This window comes from Microbacterium sp. PRC9, from assembly GCF_031844125.1.
In the GTDB taxonomy this organism is placed as follows: Bacteria; Actinomycetota; Actinomycetes; order Actinomycetales; family Microbacteriaceae; genus Microbacterium.
Genome location: NZ_JAUZUR010000001.1, coordinates 520,199 through 539,733, shown reverse-complemented (window position 1 = coordinate 539,733; position 19,535 = coordinate 520,199). Strand labels below are relative to the sequence as shown.

Below are 19,535 nucleotides of genomic sequence, written 5' to 3'. Positions count from 1 at the left end.
GCGTTTCGACGCGCTTCGCTCGCTCAGCGAGCGGGGATCGGCGTCGGCAGCCGGGCTTACTGGAGGACCGGAGTCGAGGCGGTGCGGGCGACGGCGACGCGGTCCCCGCCGGCCATCTTCGCCTCGTACATGGCGTGGTCCGCGGCGCGGATGAGCTGGTCCATGACCGGGGCGCCGTCGTTGCCCACCGTCACCACGCCGACGCTCGCCGTGATGGACAGCGCGGGGGGCAGATCGTCGTAGGGCTCGGCGATCGCGGCGCGGATGCGATCGGCCAGCGCTGCGGCGTCGCCGACGCTGTCCACCGCGGCGACCGCGATGAACTCGTCTCCACCGAACCGCCCGAGCACATCCGACTCGCGGATGACCCCGCGCAACCGCTGCCCGATCTCTCGGAGGAGGGCGTCACCGGCGGCGTGACCGAGCAGGTCGTTCACGGCCTTGAATCCGTCGAGATCGATGAAGATCACGGTGAGTGCGGAGTAGTCCTGGAAGAGCGTGCGCGTGACGTCCTCCTCGATCAGTCGCCGGTTCGGCAGTCCGGTCACCTCGTCGTGCATCGCTGCGCGGCGCAGCGTGTCTTCCAGGCGGATCCGCGCGATCGCCTGGGCCGCCTGATTCGACAGCGCCTCGGCGAGCGGAACGGCTTCTTCGTCGAACTCGCGCGGGTGGTCGAAGAAGCAGACCATGGCACCGACCGCGTCCCCGTGGGACCGCATCGGCGAGGCGATCGCCGCGTGCACGCCGCCCGCGCGATAGATGTCGCTCATGCCGACCCCAGGTACGAAGGAGTCCGCATGCTCGGGGGAGCGCACGATCAGCACCTGGCCGCCGAGGAAGGTCGTCGTCCCGGCCGGACGGAGGCCTGCGGGCCAATAGGCGGCGAGCGGATTCACCCCGGCGACCTGGATCAGCCCGTCGGGCCCGCCGATGTGCACGCTCACCGCGCTCGCGGCGAACGCCCGCTGCGCCACGTCCACCAGGAGTTCTGCCGCATCGGTCTCGGTTCTCACATTGCCGAAGCCGACCGCCGCGTTGAGGAGGATCTGCAGTCGCTGCCGGCCGCGTTCCGTCTTCGCCTCCGCACCCTGGAACCCCAGATTGAAGGATGACCGGGGCGACACGTCGTAGACGGCGATGCGCTCCGCACCGCTCTCGTCCTCACCGAGGGATCCGACCACCACCGGGCGGACGACCCCTGAGACACCATGGAGAGTGGCATCCGTCGGGCGCATACCGCCCTCCTCCGCGAGCGGCATGCGCAGAGTGAGCAGAGCTTCGAGCGGCTTTCCGATGACGTCCTCACCGTCGGAGCCCAGCCACTTCAGCACTTGCGCGTTGGCATCGAGAATCGTCGACTGACGGTCGACGGTGATCAGCCCGCAGATCGCGAGACCTAGCACGGCTGGCTCGTGGCGTGCGGGCTGGTCGGATCGGGGCATTCGGTCGGGGCAACTCCGTGGGTCACGGTGGCCTCCTGGCTTCTGTGTCGAGGCGGCGGGTCTTGGGAACGACGAGTGACGTCGCCTCAGCGGGTGGGTTCAGTCTAGTCGATGCTTCGAAGACTTAGGTAAATATCTAAAATATTTGTGGATCTGAGCTATTCTGATCCCCACGCGGCTGAGAGAGAATGACGGCATGGCGAACGACACACCGGCGCTGACCCTCGGTGTGGCGTTGCGCCGGTACATCGATGCGCGCAACGCGGCACTGGTGACGGCGCGCGCCAGTCTGGGCATCAGCGATATGGACGCCCGCGCGTTGCTGTTCGTGGTCGGCAATCCGGGGACGCGGCCGACGGCGCTGCGTGAGTATCTCGGCATCACGTCGGCCGGGGTGACGACATTGATCGATCGACTGGTCAGCCGGTCTCTCGTGCGGCGTGATGTCGACCCGGACGACAGGCGCGTGAACCGCATCACCGCCACGATCGACATCGCCGAGGACCCCTGGTCAGCCCTCAACCGATTCGACGACGACTTCGACGTCGCCGTCGATGCTGCGGATCCGACGATGGTCGAGAACTCGACAGTCCTCCTCGAGGCCCTGACCGCGGCGGCAGTGGGGGCGCGGCGATGACTCGCAGTCAGGCGACGTCGGTGCCCTGATACGCGAGCGACTTCGCCTCGAGGAACGCACACAGTTCGGAGACGGCGGCCAGCTCTGCCGACAGTTGGAGCACCCCGGATGCATCGAGGACGAGGTTCTCTTCACGCGGCTCCATGGTCGCGACCCATGCGGTGGCGTCCGGCGTCGCAGGCTGGATGAAGACGCCGGTCGGAGCGTGACCGAGCTGGAAGACCACGAGGCCGGTGTTCGCGCCGCCGTCGCCGTCCTGCACCGTGACGCGTGCAGCGTCCGCCATGGGCTTTCCCTGCGCGCGATACTCGGCGAGCCAAGACTCCAATGTCTCCCGATTCCGAAACGCCATCGCGATCCTCCTGCTACCTCTGCGACGAGAAAAGTATAGGTATCCAGGGATCCTTCATCGACACTCCGACCAGGAGCGCGGCAGGGCGGACTTTAGCCGATCGTCGTGCCGTGCGCGTCAGCTTGCGGCGGCGCTGCCGCGCAGGGCTGACTTGAGGGATGCACACCACCCCCGGAGACCTCGAGGATGATCTGGCCGCCGCCGTCGGCGGCGCTGAGATCTTCGCCGTCTACCAGCCGCAGGTGTCGCTGGAGAGCGGGTCGATCGTGGCCGCCGAAGCGCTCTGCCGCTGGCGGCATCCGCGCCTGGGCGACATCGATCCGGTGACGATGATCGGTGTCGCCGAGCGCACCGGGGTGATCCATGCGCTCGGACGGCGGATGCTCGACGAATGTCTCGGCACGCTCGCCGGATGGCGGGAGACGGGCCGTGACTGGGCCGTCTCCGTCAACGTGTCGCCGGTGCAGTTCGAGGACGAATCCTTTGCGGAACACGTCGCCGGCGAGTTCCAGCGACGTGCGCTCGCTCCCGGTTCACTCGTGTTCGAGCTTCCCCACGATCTGCCGCCGGTCGACGATGGTGCAGTGCTGTCGCAGCTGCACATGCTTCGCGACATCGGTGTGGAGTTCTCGCTGGCAGGTTTCGGTGACGAGCCCCCGTCGCCCGACCTTCTGCGGGGCCTGCCGGTCGCCGAGGTGAAGCTGCCGGGCCACCTGGTGCGGGCCGCCGAGCGGCCCGCGCCGGCATCGCTGCGCGATCGGGTAGGGGTCGCCCATGAACAGGGGCTGCGTGTGGTGGCGGAGGGGATAGAGACCCTCACCCATCTCGACATCGCCGTGGAGCTGGGGTGCGATCGCGCGCAGGGGTTCCTCATCCGGCAGCCGCACGAAGAGATCACGTTCCCGTAGATCTAGGATCAAGGGATGACGACGGCGCGACGGCGAGGCATCCTCGCTGTCGTCACCGCGATCATCCTGCTGGCGCTCGGCGCCGGCGTCGCGTTCGCCGTCGGAGACGCCCTCGGAATCCGCACCGAGCCCTCGGCCCAGATGGAGCCGCAAGCCCCTGTCGTGCCCGCGGTCGCCGACCCGGTCCTCCCGCCTTCGTTCACGTTCGACGCCCCCGAGACGGAGCGCGTGTCGGTCGCGCTGGAGGAGTTGACGGATGCTGTGACCGCAGCATCCGGAACCTCCGGCGAAGCCGTGCTCACGGTGCGGATCGACCCGACCCTCGTCGCGACCGACGACGCGTACGCCATCGAGGGGGATGCCGCCGCGCTGCTCGTCCGCGCCGGAAGCGAAGACGGCGTCACGCGCGGCATCTACGACCTCAGCACCCAGGTCCGCGCCGCGGCGCCGCTCACCGACCTCGTCGGCGACCATGAGGCGTCGCGGCTGCCTCTGCGCATGACCGACCTCGGCGCGGTCGGCGTGATCCCGGATCCGGCCGAGTGGGAGTCCGGCGACGACTACTCGCACGCGTCGAAGGCGTTCGCCGCGGTCATGCAGCCCGAGCCGCCGTATGTCGACCAGACCGCACTCGCCGCCGCGTTCGACGACTTCGACGCTTTCCTGCGGCACTCCCTCGCGAACGGGTTCAACGCCGTCGCGTTCCCCGGGTTCGTCGAGTACGTCACGTTCGACGGGGCGCCCGACGGCCCGGTCTACGCCGACGGTGACGACCATCGCGACAAGGCCCTCGCCCTGCGCGACGCGTACGCGCCCTTCTGGGAACGCGCCGACGAGCTGGGCATGAAGGTGTTCCTGCGCACCGACATGCTCGCGCTCACCGGTCCGCTCGAGCAGTACCTCGCCGACGAGTTCGGCTCGCTCGACACCGAGAACCCCGAGCTCTGGAACGTCTACACCGCCGGCCTCGACGAGCTGTACGACGCGGTGCCCGCGCTCGACGGCGTGCTCATCCGCATCGGCGAGGCGGGTCCGGTCTACGACGTCGGCGGCTGGGACTACTACTCCGCGCTCGAGGTGACGTCGGTCGACGCCGTGCGCACGATGCTCGAGGCGTTCACGGCGCAGGCCGAGGCATCCGATCGCGAAGTGATCTTCCGCACGTGGTCGGTGGGTGTCGGCGCCGTCGGCGACATGCACACGAACGCGGAGTCGTACGAGGCTGTGCTCGGTGGCATCGACTCGCCGGCACTCATCGTGTCGACGAAGTACACGCTCGGCGACTTCTACACGTGGCTGCCCCTCAACGACACGCTCGAGCAGGGCTCGCAGCGGCGCATCGTCGAGTTCCAGAGCCGGCGCGAGTTCGAGAACTTCGGTGCGTTCCCCAACGACCTCGGACCGCAGTATCAGTGGGCGCTGCAGCAGCTGCTCGCCGCGAACGACCAGGTCGAGGGCATCTGGGTCTGGACCCAGGACGGCGGTCCGTGGCGCGCCGGACCCATGAGCCTGTACCTGAAGTCGGGGTTCTGGCAGCTGTACGAGCTGAACACGCAGCTCGCAGCATCCCTCGCTCAGAATCCCGAGGCCGACGTCGCCGGCATCACCGCGGCGTGGGCTCGGGAGTACTTCTCCGAAGACCCCGCCACGGTCGAGGCGATCGTCGCGGCGATGACGCACTCCCGCGACGCGATCGCGCAGGGCATGTACGTGCCGCAGTTCGCCGAGCAGCGCGTGTTCGCGATCGGTCTCGAACCGCCGCCCATGATGTGGATCTTCGAGTGGGACATACTCACCGGCGACTCTGCCGTGCTCGACGTGCTGTATTCGATCGTGCGGGACAGCGGGGCCGACGGCGTCGAGGCGGCGATCGGCGACGGCGCCGAGGCGGTCGTGGCGGTCGAGCAGATGCGCGAGCTCGTTTCGGAGACGGATGCCGCGACCTGGCGCTCGCCCGAGATGCGGGCCGCGTTCCTCGACACGCTGGACTACGAGCTCGACACCCTCCGGCTGCTCGAGTCGTATCGCGCGATGATCCTGCATCAGGGTCAGTGGCACGACACGCTCTCGCCCGAGGCGCATGCGCAGTGGGATTCCGACCGCGTCGCGTACGAGGAGCGCGCGGCCCAGCACCTCGCGAAGTACGAGGGCAACCTCGACTACCCCGCCTTCAACCTCACCGCCGCGCAGCTCGGCGTCGAGCGCGCGATGCGCGACGAGCCCATGGCGTGGGTCGCCCGGGTGCTGCTCGTGCTCGCTCTGGCCTGGGTCGTGATCGGCATGCTCGCCGCACGCACGAGGCTGGTCGCGAAGCCCGGCGCTGCGGCGGCGCGCGCGACGTGGATCGCGTCGACGCGGCCGTGGCGGGCGCGCGAGTCCACCCTCGGCATGCTCGAGCTCGACCGGTGGCTGCTGCTGATCGTGCCGGCGGGGCTGCTCGTCGCGACGCGCGCCGTGCAGACGTCGTTCCTGTCGTGGACGCACCTCGCCGTCATCGTCGGCGCCTGGGTCGTGTTCGCCCTCGTGCTGCGCCTCTTCGTCTGGGAGCGCTCGCCGTGGCCGGTCATCGCCGCCGTCGGCGGGGTCGTGGTGCTGCGCTGCATCGTGACGCTGTTCGCCCTCTCGTTCACGGGCCCGGGAGGGTACTGGTTCGCGTTCTGGACCGATCCGCTGCTGCGCACGGTCTACATCAGCATCGCGTTCGCGCTGTTCGTCTGGGTGTTCGTCGCCGCCGGCTGGGCGCTGTCGGCGCAGGTGCGCGCACGGCGTGCGACCGGATACGTGCTCGCCGCGGCCGGCGCGGGACTGCTCGTGCCCGCGGTGGCCGTCGGGGCGATCGGCCTCGAGACCGCGCTCACGCTCTGGAACGACGAGATGGGTCTGCTGCCCTGGGGTCTCGCCCGCATCCTCGGCATCACCACGTACCTCGAGATCCCCTCCGTGACCCCGTGGGCGGCCGCCGCGTTCGGCGGCGCGCTGCTCGTCGTCGGCCTGCTGCTCGCGGTGCCGTGGCGACGGCAGCGGGGGGCAGCATCCGGTCCCTCCTGAAACGGGGGAGTGCACGGTCCGCGCGTGGTCGGACCACACGTTTCGGGGGAGTACTTTAGAAACATCCCCGAAACAATTCGAAGAGGTATTCACCATGCGCTCACGAAGCACAGCACTCCTGTCCATCGTCGCCGTCTCCGGCCTTCTGCTCGCCGGCTGCGCGTCCACCGCCAGCCCCGAGCCGACGTCCTCGTCGGCCGCTGACTCCGTCGTGACCTCCTCGGTCACCGAGCCCGCCGCCGCCGGTGAGCGCGTCGGCGCCGACGGCACCGAGCTCGAGGTGTGGAGCAGCATCGTCCCCGACGAGAGCGCCGCCGCCACGCTCGACGAGCCCGCCGAGGGCAACCAGTGGGTCACCGTCAACGTCGCCCAGTGGGTGTCGGAGAAGGGCCAGTCCGACGTCGATGTGGCGCCCGTCCTGCGCTCGACGACGGACGAGTCGTTCTCGGCCGACGCGGTCTCGCAGCGCTCCGTCGAGGTGCCGATGACGCCCGAGAAGTCCTACACGTTCGTGTGGAGCTTCCAGGTTCCCGAGGACCTCGTCGACGCCGAGACCCTCGTGGTCTGCGTCGGCTCGGGCGACGAGGGCTGCAGCAGCCTCGTCGCCGAGTGATCGTCAGGCGTCGGCCGCCCCACGGCCGGCGCCTGATCCACCGCGTTCGCGCCGTGTGCCTTCGGGCGCACGGCGCGTTCGCGTTCGCGGGCGCTCAGGCCGCTCACCTGTCACGAATCGCCGGGTGAGTCGGCGCTTCGTGACAGGTGAGCAGTCAAGCGGTCGGGGGAGCGGTCGCTGCGCTGCGCGGCCCGCGCTGCAGGCGACGGGCGATGCCGACCAGGCCGCCCACGAGCGCGATCGCGCCCGCGGCGAGCAAGAGGTACGCGACGATCGCGGGCGGGGAGAGGGAGACGACCCAGTCCGCCACGGCGTCGCGACGGCCCGCGTCGACGGTGACCCACAGTGCCGTCGCGGAGATCACCGCGAAGACCAGACCCCAGATGATCGCCGCCCAGCGCGTGCGCGGCGCCGCATCAGCCGCAGCGCCGGTGACGGGCTGCTGGTCAGGCGTCCCGGCGGATGGGGCGAACACCAGGGACTGCGTCAGGTCGAGGGTGGGGTTCGTGTCGGTCATCGCTCTTCCTCCGGCTCATAGACGGTCACGTAGACGGAGCCGAGCCCCTGCTCCAGCACGATCTTCTGACGGGTGGCAGCGTCGGCGTCGGCGGCGGTGTTGCGGGTGGACCACGACCACTCCGACGTCCCCTCTTCTCCGGGGCGCAAGGTGACGGGCACGTCCTCGACGGAGTTCGACCGCGGGTCGAGGCGCTGCACCTCCACTCGGCCGGCGCCCAGCCGCGCCTCGATCTCCACGGCGGTGCCCGGGTTCACCGTGATGTAGGTGACGCCGGTGCTCTTGCGGATCGTGATGGTGCCGGCGTCGACGTTCTCGTCCTCCGAGAGGGGCAGCACCGTGATGTCCGTGCTGCCGAAGGGCTGCACGATCGTGGTGGGAACGGTGCTCGTGCCCAGACCCACGTTGCCGAGCACGAAACTGCGCGGGCCCGAGGCGATGGCCGTCACGACGCCGATGGTCACCAGCACGATCGCGACCGCGGTGAGGAAGCCGCTGCGGCGACGCGCGATGCCGGCGACCACCATCGCGAGGCTCACGACGATCGCGGCGGACAGGATGCCGATGGCGGCCGCGAAGCCGGCCAGCGCCGGGTCGCCCAGGGTGATCAGCACGGTCAGTGCTCCGGCGACGATCGCGGCACCCAGGGCCGTGACGACGAACACGAAGCTCGTGCGCGGGCGGGTCGCACGGCGCACGCGGCGACGCTCCTCGGCCTCGGCGGCGTACGCGGCGCCGTGCGCGTGTCGTTCACGCCGGGCCTGTTCGCGGGCGGCGCGGGCGGCGTCCTGCTGACTGCGACGCCACGCGTCGTTCTGCACCCGCCACTCTTCCTGGCTCGCGCGCCAATCGGCGCGCCAGTCCGCCGCCGCGACATCGGCGGCGTCGGGAGTGGGAGCGGGGACCGTCTCCGATCCTGTCGCGGATCCGGCCGGCGCCCGCCCGGCCGGATCCGCGATGCCCGCGGCGTCGGCCGCGAGAGGAGAGGCCGCGTCGAGACCCGAATGCGACGCGACCGGGGCGGGCGGCGCGGAAGCCATCGGCGCGCCCGCCCGCGAGGGGCGGCCGGCCTGAGCCGCCCGGACGATGAAGTAGACGGCCGTGCCGATGACCGCGAGGGCGAGGATCACGCCGATGCCGCCGAACGGAGAGCCGAGGTCCCAGATGCCCGAGCCGTCCCAGGCCCACGGCGCGAACCCGGTGAGCGCCCACAGCGGCCACATCAGGATGTTGCGCAGCCACGGCACGACGGGGACGAACCCGACGACGGCGAGGATGAAGACGCCGGTCATCGCGGCGTCGTAGCGGCCGTGGAAGAGCTCGCGCAGGTGGATGCGCCCGCTCGTGTCGGGAAGCAGCGCCCACGCGATCGCGTAGACGAGCAGCGCCGGGAACCCGAAGAGCGCCACCACGACGAAGATGCCGCGCACGATGATCGGGTCGATCCGCAGGCGCGCCGCGAGGCCGCCGCACACGCCGCCGAGCCACCCGTCTGCGCGGACGATGCCGAGGCCCTCCACCCACGAGAAGAACCGGTCCGTGCCGGTCGGCAGCCCCGGAGGGGCGGTCGGCGGCGGTCCCGGATCGGTGGGGGGAGCGGAGGTCGTGTCGGTCATGCATCCACCCTGGCGGCCACCGTGAGGGGCTCGCTATGGGGTGATCCCCTGACGCGTCCCTGATCTCCGCTCTGCATCGTGGCTCGGGGTCGGGCACGATGATTGGATGGTCGGCATGCCCTCCTCCACGACTCCGACGCCCGCCGTCGCAGACGTGGTGCGGCCGGCGCCGACACCTCCGGGCCGCCCGCCGCTGCGTCGTCCGCGTGACTGTGCCGTCTCCGGAGTCTCGGCGGGTCTCGCCCGCCATCTGGGCTGGCCGCTGTGGCTCCTGCGCACAGCGTTCGTCGTGCTGACCGCCGTGTGGGGTGCCGGCGCGCTGCTGTACGCGTGGCTGTGGGTGTTCGTGCCGTGGGACGACCCGCGGCCTCCCGGGGCCGCTCCGGGCACAGCCGGCGCGGGCGACGCGACGAGCGCCTGGAAGACGGATGCTGCCACCGAGGCCGCACGCGCGCACGACGTGCCGACACGTCGGGTGCCCGTGGCCTGGCTGCTCACCGGGGCCGCGATCGCGGTCGCGCTGGTGACGATGGCTGCGATCGCCCTGTTCGGGGCGAACGGCGTCGGAGGGACGTCGCTGCCCGGATGGGTGGGAGGCGTGGTCCTCGCGACGGCGCTCGCGGTCGCGGCCGGCGCCTGGGCGACGCTCGTCGATCGGCGCGACCCCGCGCGCGGCCCGCGGCACGAGAACGTCGTGCGCATCGTGGTGACCGTGGCCCTGATCCTGCTGCTGGTCACGCAGCTCTCGGCCCTGCGGCAGACCGGCGTCGCGGGGTTCGTGATCGCGCTGGTGCCCATCGCGGGCATCCTGCTCGTGTACTCGTCGATCCTCGTGGACCGCTGGCGCGAGCTCTCGGGGGAGCGCGTGCGGCGCATTCGCGAGGAGCAGCGCGCCGAGATGGCTGCGCACCTGCACGACTCAGTGCTGCAGACACTTGCCCTGATCCAGAATCGCGCGGGTGCATCGAGCGAGGTCTCACGCCTCGCCCGCGCCCAGGAGCGCGAGCTGCGTGCCTGGCTCTACGACGGCGACGCCCCCGCCGACAGCGACCTGCCGACCGACCTGCGCGACTACGCCGCCGCCCTCGAGCTCGATTACCCGGTGCGCATCGACGTCGTCTCAGCGGGACTTCCGGCCGAGCGCGCGAGCGGCGAGGTCGCGGCGGCCTCACGCGAGGCGATGCTGAACGCCGCCCGCCACGCCGGCGGCGACGTGTCGGTCTACATCGAGGGCAACGCGAACGCCGTCGACGTGTACGTGCGCGACCGCGGCCCCGGGTTCGACCTCGACGACATCCCGGACGACAGGCTCGGCATCCGTCAATCCATCCTCGGCCGCATGCGCCGCGCGGGCGGCTCGGCGACCATCCGGCGGGGAGCCGGCGGCGGCACCGAGGTGCACCTGCGGTTCTCCACGACCCCCTCGCCCGACACCGGGCCTGCATACTCCCGGGAGGGGAGCCGTGGCTGAGCGCACCGTGCGGGTCGTGATCGTCGACGACCACTCGATCTTCCGCTCGGGTCTGCGTGCCGACCTCGACGCGTCGGTCGAGGTCGTCGGCGAGGCGGCCGACGCCGCATCTGCGATCGCGATCATCGAGGCCACCGCGCCCGACGTCGTGCTGCTCGACGTGCACCTGCCGGTGGGCGCCGGCGCGGCGTCGGGTCCTGACGCCGCCGGCGGGGAGGCGGTCATCCGAGGCGCCGCGCCGGCCGTTCCCGCGACGCGCTTCCTGGCGCTGAGCGTGTCGGATGCCGCGGAGGACGTGGTCCGGGTCATCCGCGCCGGTGCCCGCGGCTACATCACGAAGGGCTCGTCAGGTGCGGAGGTCAGTCGAGCCGTGCACGCGGTCGCCGACGGCGACGCCGTGTTCTCGCCGCGCCTCGCGGGGTTCGTGCTCGATGCCTTCGGTGCCGCCGTCGGCGAGACCGCGACGACCAACGACGAACTCGACCGCCTCTCGTCGCGCGAGCAGGAGGTGATGCGCCTCATCGCCCGCGGCTACGCCTACAAAGAGGTGGCGGCCGAGCTCTTCATCTCCATGAAGACCGTCGAATCGCACGTCTCCGCAGTCCTGCGCAAGCTGCAGCTCTCGTCACGGTACGAGTTGACGGCCTGGGCCTCGGCGCGCCGGCTGCTGTGAGGAGATGGATGCTGCGTGCCCGCGGCCCGGTCCACGCGGCCGGAGGCTCGGTGGAGACCGCCACGGCCGCCGTTTCAGTCCTCGTCGCCGAACATGATCTCGTGGCAGAGGGCGCGGCTCGTGTCCACATGGCGCAGCGCGACATCCGCAGCCCCGTCGGCGTCGCGCTTCGCGAGGGCCTCGACCAGCTCCCGATGCTCGGCGAGCAGGATCTCGGGTGACCGGTTCTGGCGGAGCACCCAGTGGAGCCGGCCCTCGAGCGGCTCGAGGGTCGACGCCAGGATGCGGTTGTGCGCCATGCGCGGAAGGGCGTCGTGGAAGGCCTGGTTCAGCTCGGCGATCGCAGCGAGGTCGCCCCGCGCGAGTGCGGCGTCGGCTTCGTCGGCGATGGCGGCGAGCGCCTGGATCTCCGCATCCGTCGCCCGCGCGCTCGCGAGGCGCGCGCACTGCACATCGAGGGCGACGCGCACGTCGAAGAGATCGTCGACGTCCTCCTTCGCCAGCACCGTGACGATGACGCCGCGACGCGGCACCTCCTGCACGAAGCCCTCGCCCTTGAGGAGGGTGAGCGCTTCACGGACCGGGACGCGCGAGACACCCATCTCTTCAGCGAGCACCCGCTCGACGAGGCGGTCGCCGGGCACGAAATCGCCGCGCACGATCCGGTCGCGAAGGAGATCCCGCACGCGTTCGCGCAGCGGTTGATGCGTCGCGCCGATCGTGGCGTCGGCCGCCGTGCCGGCGGATGAGGGCTGGGCAGTCACGGGCAGACTCAGACCGGCTGCAGCGTGCGGCTGTCGACGATGACCTTGCCGAGGGGCATGAGCGAGATCGGGACGAGCTTGAAGCTCGCGACGCCCAGCGGAATGCCGATGATCGTGATGCACAGCGCAATGCCGGTGATGATGTGACCGATCGCCAGCCACCAGCCGGCGAGGATCACCCAGACGACGTTGCCGAGGAACGAGCCGACCCCCGACGTCGGCTTGTCGACGATGGTCCGGCCGAACGGCCAGAGGGCGTAGAGGCCGATGCGGAACGAGGCGACGCCCCACGGGATGGTGAGGATCAGGATGCACAGCACCACCCCCGCCAGCATGTAGCCGAGGAACATCCAGAAGCCCGACAGCACGAGCCAGATGATGTTGAGGAGGGTGCGCATGAGGTCCATCTTGCCCATTCGCGCCTGAAAGCTCTCCCCGGCCAGCCCCCGAGTCTTCCACCGGCCACGCGGGTGATTCGGGCGGAGGGGATGTGAGGAGCGGAGGACGGATGCTGCGCCCCGGGCCCTCCGGCGGCCACATCTCCTCCGCTGGTCGCCGATCTTCCCCGCCGCGTGGTGCGTCCCTAGGCTCGGGGGATGCGCAGGTCGCGGGAGAGCCCCACCGTCGGGGACGTGCTCGGGGAGATCCTGCGCCGCGCGGCGGCCGAGGTCGAGCAGAGCGCCGCCGCAGCCCTGGCCGACGAGCCCGACGGGGTGCATCAGCACCGCGTGCGGGTGCGGCGTCTGCGCAGTGTGCTCGGGGGGTTTCGCGAGGCGCTCGACGCGCGGGCTGCCGAGCGGGTGCGGGTCGCCTACGCCGAGTGGGGCCGCGAACTCGGCGTCGTGCGCGACATCGAAGTGCGCGCTGACGTCGCGGAGCAGCTGTTGGAGCGCGCCGGGATCGACGACCCGGCGGTCGTGCATCGGCTCGTCCAGAGCCAGCGCGAGGCCTACCCCGCTGCGCACGAGCGACTCGTGGAGCTCGCGCGCTCGCCGCGGGCGGAGGAGCGCGCGCGGATGCTGCGGGAGTTCGTCGACCCGGCGGTCGTCGTCGAGCCGGATCGCCCCGCAGCCGCCGTGCTCGCCACCGTGCTCGCAAAGCAGGCGCGGCGTGTGGAGAAGGCCGAGGGCCGACTCGACGGCTCGGACGAGGCGTACCACGAGCTGCGCAAGGCCGCACGCCGCACGCGGTATGTCGCAGAGGCGATCGCGGACGTGGCGCCCGACCTGTTCCCCCCGCAGGCCGAAGCCATCGCGGATGCCGGCGACGACCTGCATGACGCGCTCGGCGCGCACCGCGACGCGATGCTGCTCGCGCGCCGGGTGTCCCACGAAGGCGCGCTCGCGGGCCGGGCGGGCGAGCCGTCCGACGCCTACGAGACGATCGCCGACCTGCTGCGCGACGAGGCCGAGGAGCGGCTGAAGGAGGTGCCGCCGGCGCTGAAGCTCCTGAAGGCGGCGGCATCTCGGCTGCCGTGAGGCGCGGCATTCGTCCGCTCCACCCGTCGGGACCCGCGGCGGTGTGGGTGTCGGCGTGCGCGCCTAGACTTGACAGGCAATGACGGACGCCAGCACCCCCATCATCGTCGGCAGAGACATCGGCCCTCAGGCCCCCGGCGCACGACCCGACGAGGACCTGCTCGAAGGGCTCAACCCGCAGCAGCGGGAGGCCGTGACGTACCGCGGGCAGGCACTGCTCATCGTGGCCGGCGCGGGCTCGGGCAAGACCAGCGTGCTGACGCGGCGCATCGCGTCGCTGCTGCGCGGCCGCGAGGCGTGGCCGAGTCAGATCCTGGCGATCACCTTCACCAACAAGGCCGCCGGCGAGATGCGCGAGCGCGTCGAGCAGCTCGTGGGCGACTCGTCGCGCGGCATGTGGATCTCGACCTTCCACTCGGCGTGCGTGCGGATCCTCCGGCGCGAGGCCGAGCAGTTCGGCTTCACCAAGTCGTTCACGATCTACGACTCGGGCGACTCGCGCGCGCTCATCAAGCGCCTCGTCAAGGAGCACGAGGCCGACGCGTTCGGCCTCACTCCCGCGGCCACGCAGTCGAAGATCTCACGGCTCAAGAACGAGCTGGCGGATGCTGAGTCCTACGCCCGCACGGCCAACATGAGCGATCCTGCCGAGCGCGTGTTCGTCGAGCTGTTCGGCGCCTACCAGCGTGAGCTGCAGAAGGCGAACGCGTTCGACTTCGACGACCTCATCGGGCAGACGGTGTTCCTGTTCCGCGCGTTCCCGCAGGTCGCCGACGTCTATCGGCGTCGCTTCCGGCACGTGCTGGTCGACGAGTACCAGGACACCAACCACGCGCAGTACGCTCTGATCCACGAGCTGACGCGTCCGCCGGGATCGGATGCTGCACCCCTCGCCGGATCCGGCGGCATGATGATCTTCGAGCCCGAGCCGGCCGCCGAAGAGGGTGCGTCGCTCACCGTCGTCGGTGACTCCGACCAGTCGATCTACGCGTTCCGCGGCGCCGACATCCGCAACATCAGCGAGTTCGAGAAGGACTATCCGGGCGCCAAGGTGGTGCTGCTCGAGCAGAACTACCGGTCGACGCAGAACATCCTGTCGGCCGCGAACGCCGTCATCAGCCACAACTTCGACCGCAAAGACAAGAAGCTGTGGACCGACGTCGGCGAAGGTGAGCAGATCGTCGGCTTCACGGGCTACTCGCAGCACGACGAGGCGCAGTTCGTCGCCGACGAGATCGAGGCCCTGCGCCGGGCCGGCGTGGACTACTCGCAGGTCGCGGTGTTCTACCGCACCAACTCGCAGTCCCGTGCGCTGGAAGAGATCTTCATCCGCTCGGCGCTGCCCTACAAGATCATGGGCGGCACCAAGTTCTACGAGCGCGCCGAGATCAAGGACGCCCTGGCGTACCTCGTCGCGGTCGCCAACCCGGCCGACGAGATGGCGATGCGCCGCATCATCAACCGCCCGCGCCGCGGCATCGGCGACGTGACGATCGAGACGATCTCGCGGTACGCGGCCGACCAGCAGATCACGTTCCGCGACGCGCTTGCGAACTCGTCGGCGCTGGGCGTCGGGCCCAAGATCCAGGCGGCCATCGCGCATCTCGACGCGGTGCTGGCCGAGGCATCCGAGATCATGCTTCCGACGACGGGCGAGCTCGCCCCGCCGACCGCGGTCGCCGAGGGTCTGACGCTGCTGCTGAACAAGAGCGGCTACTACGACGCGCTGCGCGCCAGCAAGGACGCGCAGGACGAGGCGCGCATCGAGAACCTCGACGAGATGGTGGCCGTTGCGCGCGAGTTCGCGCGCAACAACCCCGAGGGCACGCTGCTCGACTTCCTGACCGAGGTGGCTCTCGTGTCGGATGCCGACGACCTCGAGGACGCCTCGGGCTCGGTGTCGCTCATGACGATGCACACGGCGAAGGGCCTCGAGTACGACGCCGTGTTCGTCACGGGTGTCGAAGAGGACCTCATCCCGCACCGCATCTCGGCGGGGGAGCCCGGCGGTCCGCAGGAGGAGCGCCGGCTGTTCTACGTCGGCATCACGCGGGCGCGCAAGCGTCTGTACCTCTCGCTCGCGATGACCCGTGCGCAGTTCGGCGAGGTGACGGTGGCGATGCCGAGCCGGTTCCTGCAGGAGATCCCGGCCGAGCTGCTGCACTGGCGCCAGTCGCCGGGCGACGTCAACTCGCGTGGCGGCACACAGTCCCGCGCACTGAACGCGCGGCGAGGTTCGGGGTCGGGCTCCGGCTTCGGCGGTTCGGGCAGTCGGCGCTACGGCGATGACCTGGTGCCGCTGGCGCGGCGCGAGCCATCGGGCAACCTCGAGCGGTTCGCGAACAAGATCCCCGCCAAGGTGCGCGACAACGGCGACCTCGAGCTGGCGCCCGGCGACCGCATCCGTCACGACGACTTCGGTGAGGGCCGCGTCGACGCCGTCACGGGCGAAGGCGCGAAGCGCGTCGCCCACGTGCGATTCGACTCGGCCGGCCCGAAGAAGCTGCTGATCAAGATCGCCCCGATCTCCAAGCTCTGACGCGGGCTCAGCCGCCGGGCGCCCCGTCCTCGACCAGCAGGTGGTGGTGGGCCAGGCGGCGGAGGGCGAGCATCACCGGCTCGTAGAGCGCGGTGCCGAGCACCGCGTAGGGCACCGCCTCGGCGCGCGGCATGCCGGCCATCGGGGCGAGCTCTTCGGCCGCGACCTGGCGCATCGCGTCGCTGTAGCGGCGGAGCACGGCGGGAGAGGCATCCAATCCCGCCGCTTCCAGCGCCCGCAGCGCCTCGTCGAGCTGGGGAACCGCGGTGAAATCGGGGTCGTAGGTGAGGCCGAGTTCGCCGATCGCCTCTCGCGCGCGGGGGTAGTCGTCGCGGTCGGACTCGACGTACGGCGGGAGGGCGCCCACCGCACGCCCCAGGGTCGCGATCGGGTCGTCGTCGGGGGCGTCGATCAACGCGAGGATGTCGCGCACACGAGACAGGGGGAGTCCGCGCACATCGGCCAGCGCGCCGATGAGTGTGAGGCGAGAGAGGTGCTCCTCGCCGTACTCCGCGCGCGTCGTGGAGAGCGCCTCGCCCCGGGGGAGCATGCCCTCGCGGATGTAGAACTTCACGGTGGCCACGGGAACCCCGCTGCGCTCCGACAGCTCCGAGATCTTCATGATGCGGCCCCTTTGGTGTTGACATTGGATACTATAGCTATCCAATATTGGAGAGCGATACTATCCAACGGAGGCCACGATGGACCCGATCCTCACGATCGTCGCCGGCGCGACGATCCTCACCGTCATCGGCATCATGTCGGGCGGCACCTTCCTGCTGCGGATCGCGACGCGCGGTCTGCCCTTCAACGGGCTGCAGAAGACCTTCTTCCGCGCGGGGCACGCGCACGCCGGCGTGCTCGTGATCCTGGGGCTCGTGAGCCTCCTCCTGGTGTCCGCGGTCGGCGTCCCGATGCCGTGGCAGTGGGCATCGGTCGGCGTGCTGGCGAGCGCGCTCCTCATTCCCGGCGGGTTCTTCCTGTCGGTGCTGGGACGCGACCCTCAGCGCCCCGGGCGCGCGATCGCGCTCCTGTGGGCCGGAGTCGTCGTGCTCGCAGCATCCCTTCTCGCCGTCGGTGTCGGAGTGATCGCCGCCGGGGTGTCCGCGCTGGGGTGAGGTTCGCGGCGTCGGCGCCCGGCGCGGGCGGGTTAGGCTCGCACAATGGCCTTGTTCTCGCGCCGTCCGAAGAAGCCCGCCGAGCAGCCGTCGACCTCCCCCGAGCCCGCACAGGCTGAGGGCGTCGCGGCCGAACTCGCATCCGACTTGGCGGCCGCTCCTTCCGTCGCCGCGGAGGCTCCGGCAACGGATGCGCCCGTTTCCGAGACGGATGCCGCCGCCCCGGCGGCGGAGTCAGCCACAGCGCCCGACGCGCCGGCGGAGAGTGCAGAAGGCGTGGGGACGGTGTCCATCTCCGTCTCGTCGTTCGGCGGGCTCGGGGTGTCTCCCGCGGCGTCTCAGCCGGTTCAGCCGGCCGAGCCGCGCGAGCCGCAGGTCGGCGAGACCGTCCCTCCGGGACCGCAGCCGCGCATGGGTGTGCGGGAGTGGATGCGCACGGCGCCCGAGCAGATCGAGACGGTGCCGGGGCTGCGCGACAATGTGCTGCTGCGCGCCGCGCTCGGGCGGATCGGCGACGCCCCGGCCTCCCAGGCGCTGCTCGATGTCGCGCGGCAGCTGATGCAGGGGCACCTGTTCCTGCGGGTCAAGGGCGACGCCCGGGCGCTCCTCGCCGAAGGGAAGGGTCTGCCGCTCGCGATCGCGAACTCCGGGGAGCGCACGTTCGCCCTGGTGTACTCGAGCGGCGCCGCACTTCAGGCGAGCGTCAAGGCCGACGGCGACGTCGAGACCTCGGCGATGGGTCAGCCCGTGCTCACGGTGCTGCGGCACGTGTTCGCCAGTGCCTACGACGGGATCATCATCGATCCCGCGTCCGCGCCATCCCGCGCCGTGCTGCCGAAGGAGCTGCTCGAACGGGCCGTCGAGCAGGCCGATCCGCAGCTGACCGTGAAGACCCTGCTCGCGGCGGAGCGCACCCCCGAGATGAACGGCAAGGTGGCCGAGGCTCTCACCCGCGCCCCCCTCTGGGTGGCGGTGGGGGTCGCGGAGAACGGCGCGCCCGGCCTGGCGGAGGGGCGAGACGCGGAGGGGCGTCGCTTCCTCGAGGTGTACTCGCACCCGCTCGAGATCGCCGTCATGGGCCGTGGCGACAACGCCGGTCCGATCACCGGCGCGCAGCTCGCGAAGGCGCTGCGCAGCGACGACGGGATCACCGGTGTGGTGGTCGACCCCGCGGGGCCGTGGATCCGGCTCAGCCGCGAGGACCTCGCACCGGTGCTCGCTCTCGCCGACTGAGGGTTCCCGCTGGGCGGGACGGTCGCCGCTTCCGCGGTGAGCGGGGTGACGAATGTCGCGCTCCCCGCTAGCGTCTGATCCATGGCGTCCCCGCGGATCACCCTCACCGTGCCCGGCCCCGACGGCGATCGCGAGGTGGGGATCTCGAATCCCGACCGGGTGATCTGGCCGGAGGTCGGCATCACGAAGCGCGAGCTCGCGGAGTACCTCATCGCGGTGCAGGAGCCCTTCCTCGCCGCCAACGGCGACCGCCCCGTCTCGCTCGAGCGGTTTCCCGAGGGCGTCGACGGCGAGCGGTTCTACTCGAAGAACCCGCCGAAGGGGGCGCCGGCCTTCGTCGAAGCCCAGACCGTCACGTACAACAGCGGGCGGCGGCATCCGCAGATCATCCTCACCGAGATCGCCGCGGCGGTCTGGGCCGTGCAGATGAACACGATCGTCTTCCACCCGTGGGCGTCGCTGACGGCGAACACCGACAACCCCGTCGAGCTGCGCATCGACCTCGATCCGCAGCCGGCAACGGATTTCACGGATGCTGCCGCCGTCGCCCCCGCGATGCGCGACGTCCTCGCCGAGGCGGGTCTGACGGCGTTCCTCAAGACCAGCGGCAATCGCGGCATCCACGTGTTCTGCCCGATCGAGCCGGAGTGGGAGTTCCTCGACGTGCGGCACGCGGTCATCGCCGCCGGCCGCGAACTCGAGCGGCGCCTCCCCGACAAGGTGACGATGAACTGGTGGAAGGAGGAGCGCGGCGAGCGCATCTTCATCGACTTCAACCAGGCGAACCGCGACCGCACGATGGCCGGCGCCTACAGCCCGCGGGCGCTGCCGAACGCGACCGTGTCGACGCCGCTCACGTGGGACGAGCTGGAAGCCGGGGCCGACCCGTCCGCGTTCACGGTACGGACGGTTCCGCAGCGCCTGGCCGACGTCGGCGACCCGTGGGCGGACCTGCTCGCGAAGCCGGGGCGCATCGACACGCTGCTGGAGTGGTGGCAGCGCGACCTCGACGACGGGCTCGGCGAACTGCCGTTCCCGCCCGACTTCCCCAAGATGCCCGGCGAGCCGCCGCGCGTGCAGCCGAGCCGCAAGAATGAGGCGAACTGGCCCAAAGACGACGCCTGAG

At 70.8% G+C, this 19,535-nt stretch carries 18 protein-coding genes; 11 read left to right on the top strand and 7 right to left on the bottom strand.

The features are described 5' to 3' along the window. Positions 1–56 precede the first annotated feature (56 nt). Entirely contained in the window at positions 57–1,403 is a 1,347-nt protein-coding gene (locus Q9R33_RS02315; RefSeq protein ID WP_311292727.1) for a diguanylate cyclase, read from the bottom strand. A gap of 235 nt (positions 1,404–1,638) precedes the next feature. On the opposite strand from Q9R33_RS02315, the gene Q9R33_RS02310 reads away from it, so the two are divergent. Continuing rightward, the gene (locus Q9R33_RS02310; protein WP_311292725.1) at positions 1,639–2,079 is read left to right on the top strand and encodes a helix-turn-helix domain-containing protein; all 441 of its coding nucleotides are present in this window, start codon (positions 1,639–1,641) and stop codon (positions 2,077–2,079) included. Positions 2,080–2,086: 7 nt separating this feature from the next. Here the strand turns inward: Q9R33_RS02310 and Q9R33_RS02305 are convergent, their stop codons facing one another. Further along, positions 2,087–2,365, bottom strand: coding sequence for a hypothetical protein (locus Q9R33_RS02305; RefSeq protein WP_056370902.1), 279 nt, complete (start codon positions 2,363–2,365; stop codon positions 2,087–2,089). 224 nt (positions 2,366–2,589) lie between these two features. On the opposite strand from Q9R33_RS02305, the gene Q9R33_RS02300 reads away from it, so the two are divergent. The 3 genes from Q9R33_RS02300 to Q9R33_RS02290 all read left to right on the top strand — a co-directional run bounded on the left by Q9R33_RS02300 (position 2,590) and on the right by Q9R33_RS02290 (position 7,000). After that, the gene (locus Q9R33_RS02300; protein WP_311292724.1) at positions 2,590–3,339 is read left to right on the top strand and encodes an EAL domain-containing protein; all 750 of its coding nucleotides are present in this window, start codon (positions 2,590–2,592) and stop codon (positions 3,337–3,339) included. 15 nt (positions 3,340–3,354) lie between these two features. Then, a complete protein-coding gene (locus Q9R33_RS02295; RefSeq protein ID WP_311292723.1) occupies positions 3,355–6,387 on the top strand; it encodes a hypothetical protein in 3,033 nt (1,010 codons plus the stop codon). A 94-nt stretch (positions 6,388–6,481) separates the two neighbouring features. Continuing rightward, entirely contained in the window at positions 6,482–7,000 is a 519-nt protein-coding gene (locus Q9R33_RS02290) for a hypothetical protein (protein ID WP_310247453.1), read from the top strand. 154 nt (positions 7,001–7,154) lie between these two features. On the opposite strand, the gene Q9R33_RS02285 is transcribed toward Q9R33_RS02290, so the two are convergent. Together Q9R33_RS02285 and Q9R33_RS02280 are read right to left on the bottom strand one after the other, a co-directional pair. Then, on the bottom strand, positions 7,155–7,517 hold the full coding sequence (locus Q9R33_RS02285) for a hypothetical protein (RefSeq protein ID WP_235560260.1): 363 nt from the start codon (positions 7,515–7,517) through the stop codon (positions 7,155–7,157). Further along, positions 7,514–9,133 carry a PspC domain-containing protein gene (locus Q9R33_RS02280; RefSeq protein WP_311292722.1) on the bottom strand — a complete coding sequence of 540 codons (1,620 nt, stop codon included), beginning with the start codon at positions 9,131–9,133 and terminating at the stop codon, positions 7,514–7,516. The genes Q9R33_RS02285 and Q9R33_RS02280 overlap by 4 nt, the downstream gene beginning before the upstream one ends. A 115-nt stretch (positions 9,134–9,248) precedes the next feature. On the opposite strand from Q9R33_RS02280, the gene Q9R33_RS02275 reads away from it, so the two are divergent. Both Q9R33_RS02275 and Q9R33_RS02270 read left to right on the top strand, forming a co-directional pair. Then, positions 9,249–10,604, top strand: coding sequence for a PspC domain-containing protein (locus tag Q9R33_RS02275; RefSeq protein WP_311292721.1), 1,356 nt, complete (start codon positions 9,249–9,251; stop codon positions 10,602–10,604). Then, entirely contained in the window at positions 10,597–11,277 is a 681-nt protein-coding gene (locus Q9R33_RS02270) for a response regulator transcription factor (RefSeq protein WP_056370892.1), read from the top strand. The genes Q9R33_RS02275 and Q9R33_RS02270 overlap by 8 nt, the downstream gene beginning before the upstream one ends. Positions 11,278–11,351: 74 nt before the next feature. Here the strand turns inward: Q9R33_RS02270 and Q9R33_RS02265 are convergent, their stop codons facing one another. Then, positions 11,352–12,041, bottom strand: a complete 690-nt coding sequence (locus Q9R33_RS02265; RefSeq protein WP_311292720.1) for a GntR family transcriptional regulator — start codon at positions 12,039–12,041, stop codon at positions 11,352–11,354. An 8-nt stretch (positions 12,042–12,049) separates the two neighbouring features. Next, positions 12,050–12,439, bottom strand: a complete 390-nt coding sequence (locus Q9R33_RS02260) for a YccF domain-containing protein (RefSeq protein WP_056371560.1) — start codon at positions 12,437–12,439, stop codon at positions 12,050–12,052. A 198-nt stretch (positions 12,440–12,637) separates the two neighbouring features. Between Q9R33_RS02260 and Q9R33_RS02255 the strand changes: the two genes are divergently transcribed. Both Q9R33_RS02255 and Q9R33_RS02250 read left to right on the top strand, forming a co-directional pair. Beyond that, positions 12,638–13,519, top strand: coding sequence for a CHAD domain-containing protein (locus Q9R33_RS02255; RefSeq protein WP_311292719.1), 882 nt, complete (start codon positions 12,638–12,640; stop codon positions 13,517–13,519). A 79-nt stretch (positions 13,520–13,598) separates the two neighbouring features. Further along, the gene (locus Q9R33_RS02250) at positions 13,599–16,058 is read left to right on the top strand and encodes an ATP-dependent helicase (protein WP_056370888.1); all 2,460 of its coding nucleotides are present in this window, start codon (positions 13,599–13,601) and stop codon (positions 16,056–16,058) included. A 7-nt stretch (positions 16,059–16,065) separates the two neighbouring features. On the opposite strand, the gene Q9R33_RS02245 is transcribed toward Q9R33_RS02250, so the two are convergent. Next, the gene (locus Q9R33_RS02245; protein WP_311292718.1) at positions 16,066–16,680 is read right to left on the bottom strand and encodes a MerR family transcriptional regulator; all 615 of its coding nucleotides are present in this window, start codon (positions 16,678–16,680) and stop codon (positions 16,066–16,068) included. A gap of 79 nt (positions 16,681–16,759) precedes the next feature. Here Q9R33_RS02245 and Q9R33_RS02240 point away from each other — a divergent pair, with 79 nt between their 5' ends. The 3 genes from Q9R33_RS02240 to ligD all read left to right on the top strand — a co-directional run bounded on the left by Q9R33_RS02240 (position 16,760) and on the right by ligD (position 19,534). Continuing rightward, positions 16,760–17,176 carry a hypothetical protein gene (locus Q9R33_RS02240; protein WP_311292717.1) on the top strand — a complete coding sequence of 139 codons (417 nt, stop codon included), beginning with the start codon at positions 16,760–16,762 and terminating at the stop codon, positions 17,174–17,176. A 45-nt stretch (positions 17,177–17,221) separates the two neighbouring features. Beyond that, a complete protein-coding gene (locus tag Q9R33_RS02235; protein ID WP_311292716.1) occupies positions 17,222–18,409 on the top strand; it encodes an SseB family protein in 1,188 nt (395 codons plus the stop codon). 81 nt (positions 18,410–18,490) lie between these two features. Continuing rightward, positions 18,491–19,534 (top strand): non-homologous end-joining DNA ligase, encoded by a 1,044-nt coding sequence (gene ligD, locus Q9R33_RS02230; protein ID WP_311292715.1) that lies wholly within the window; start codon positions 18,491–18,493, stop codon positions 19,532–19,534. Position 19,535: the final 1 nt, after the last annotated feature.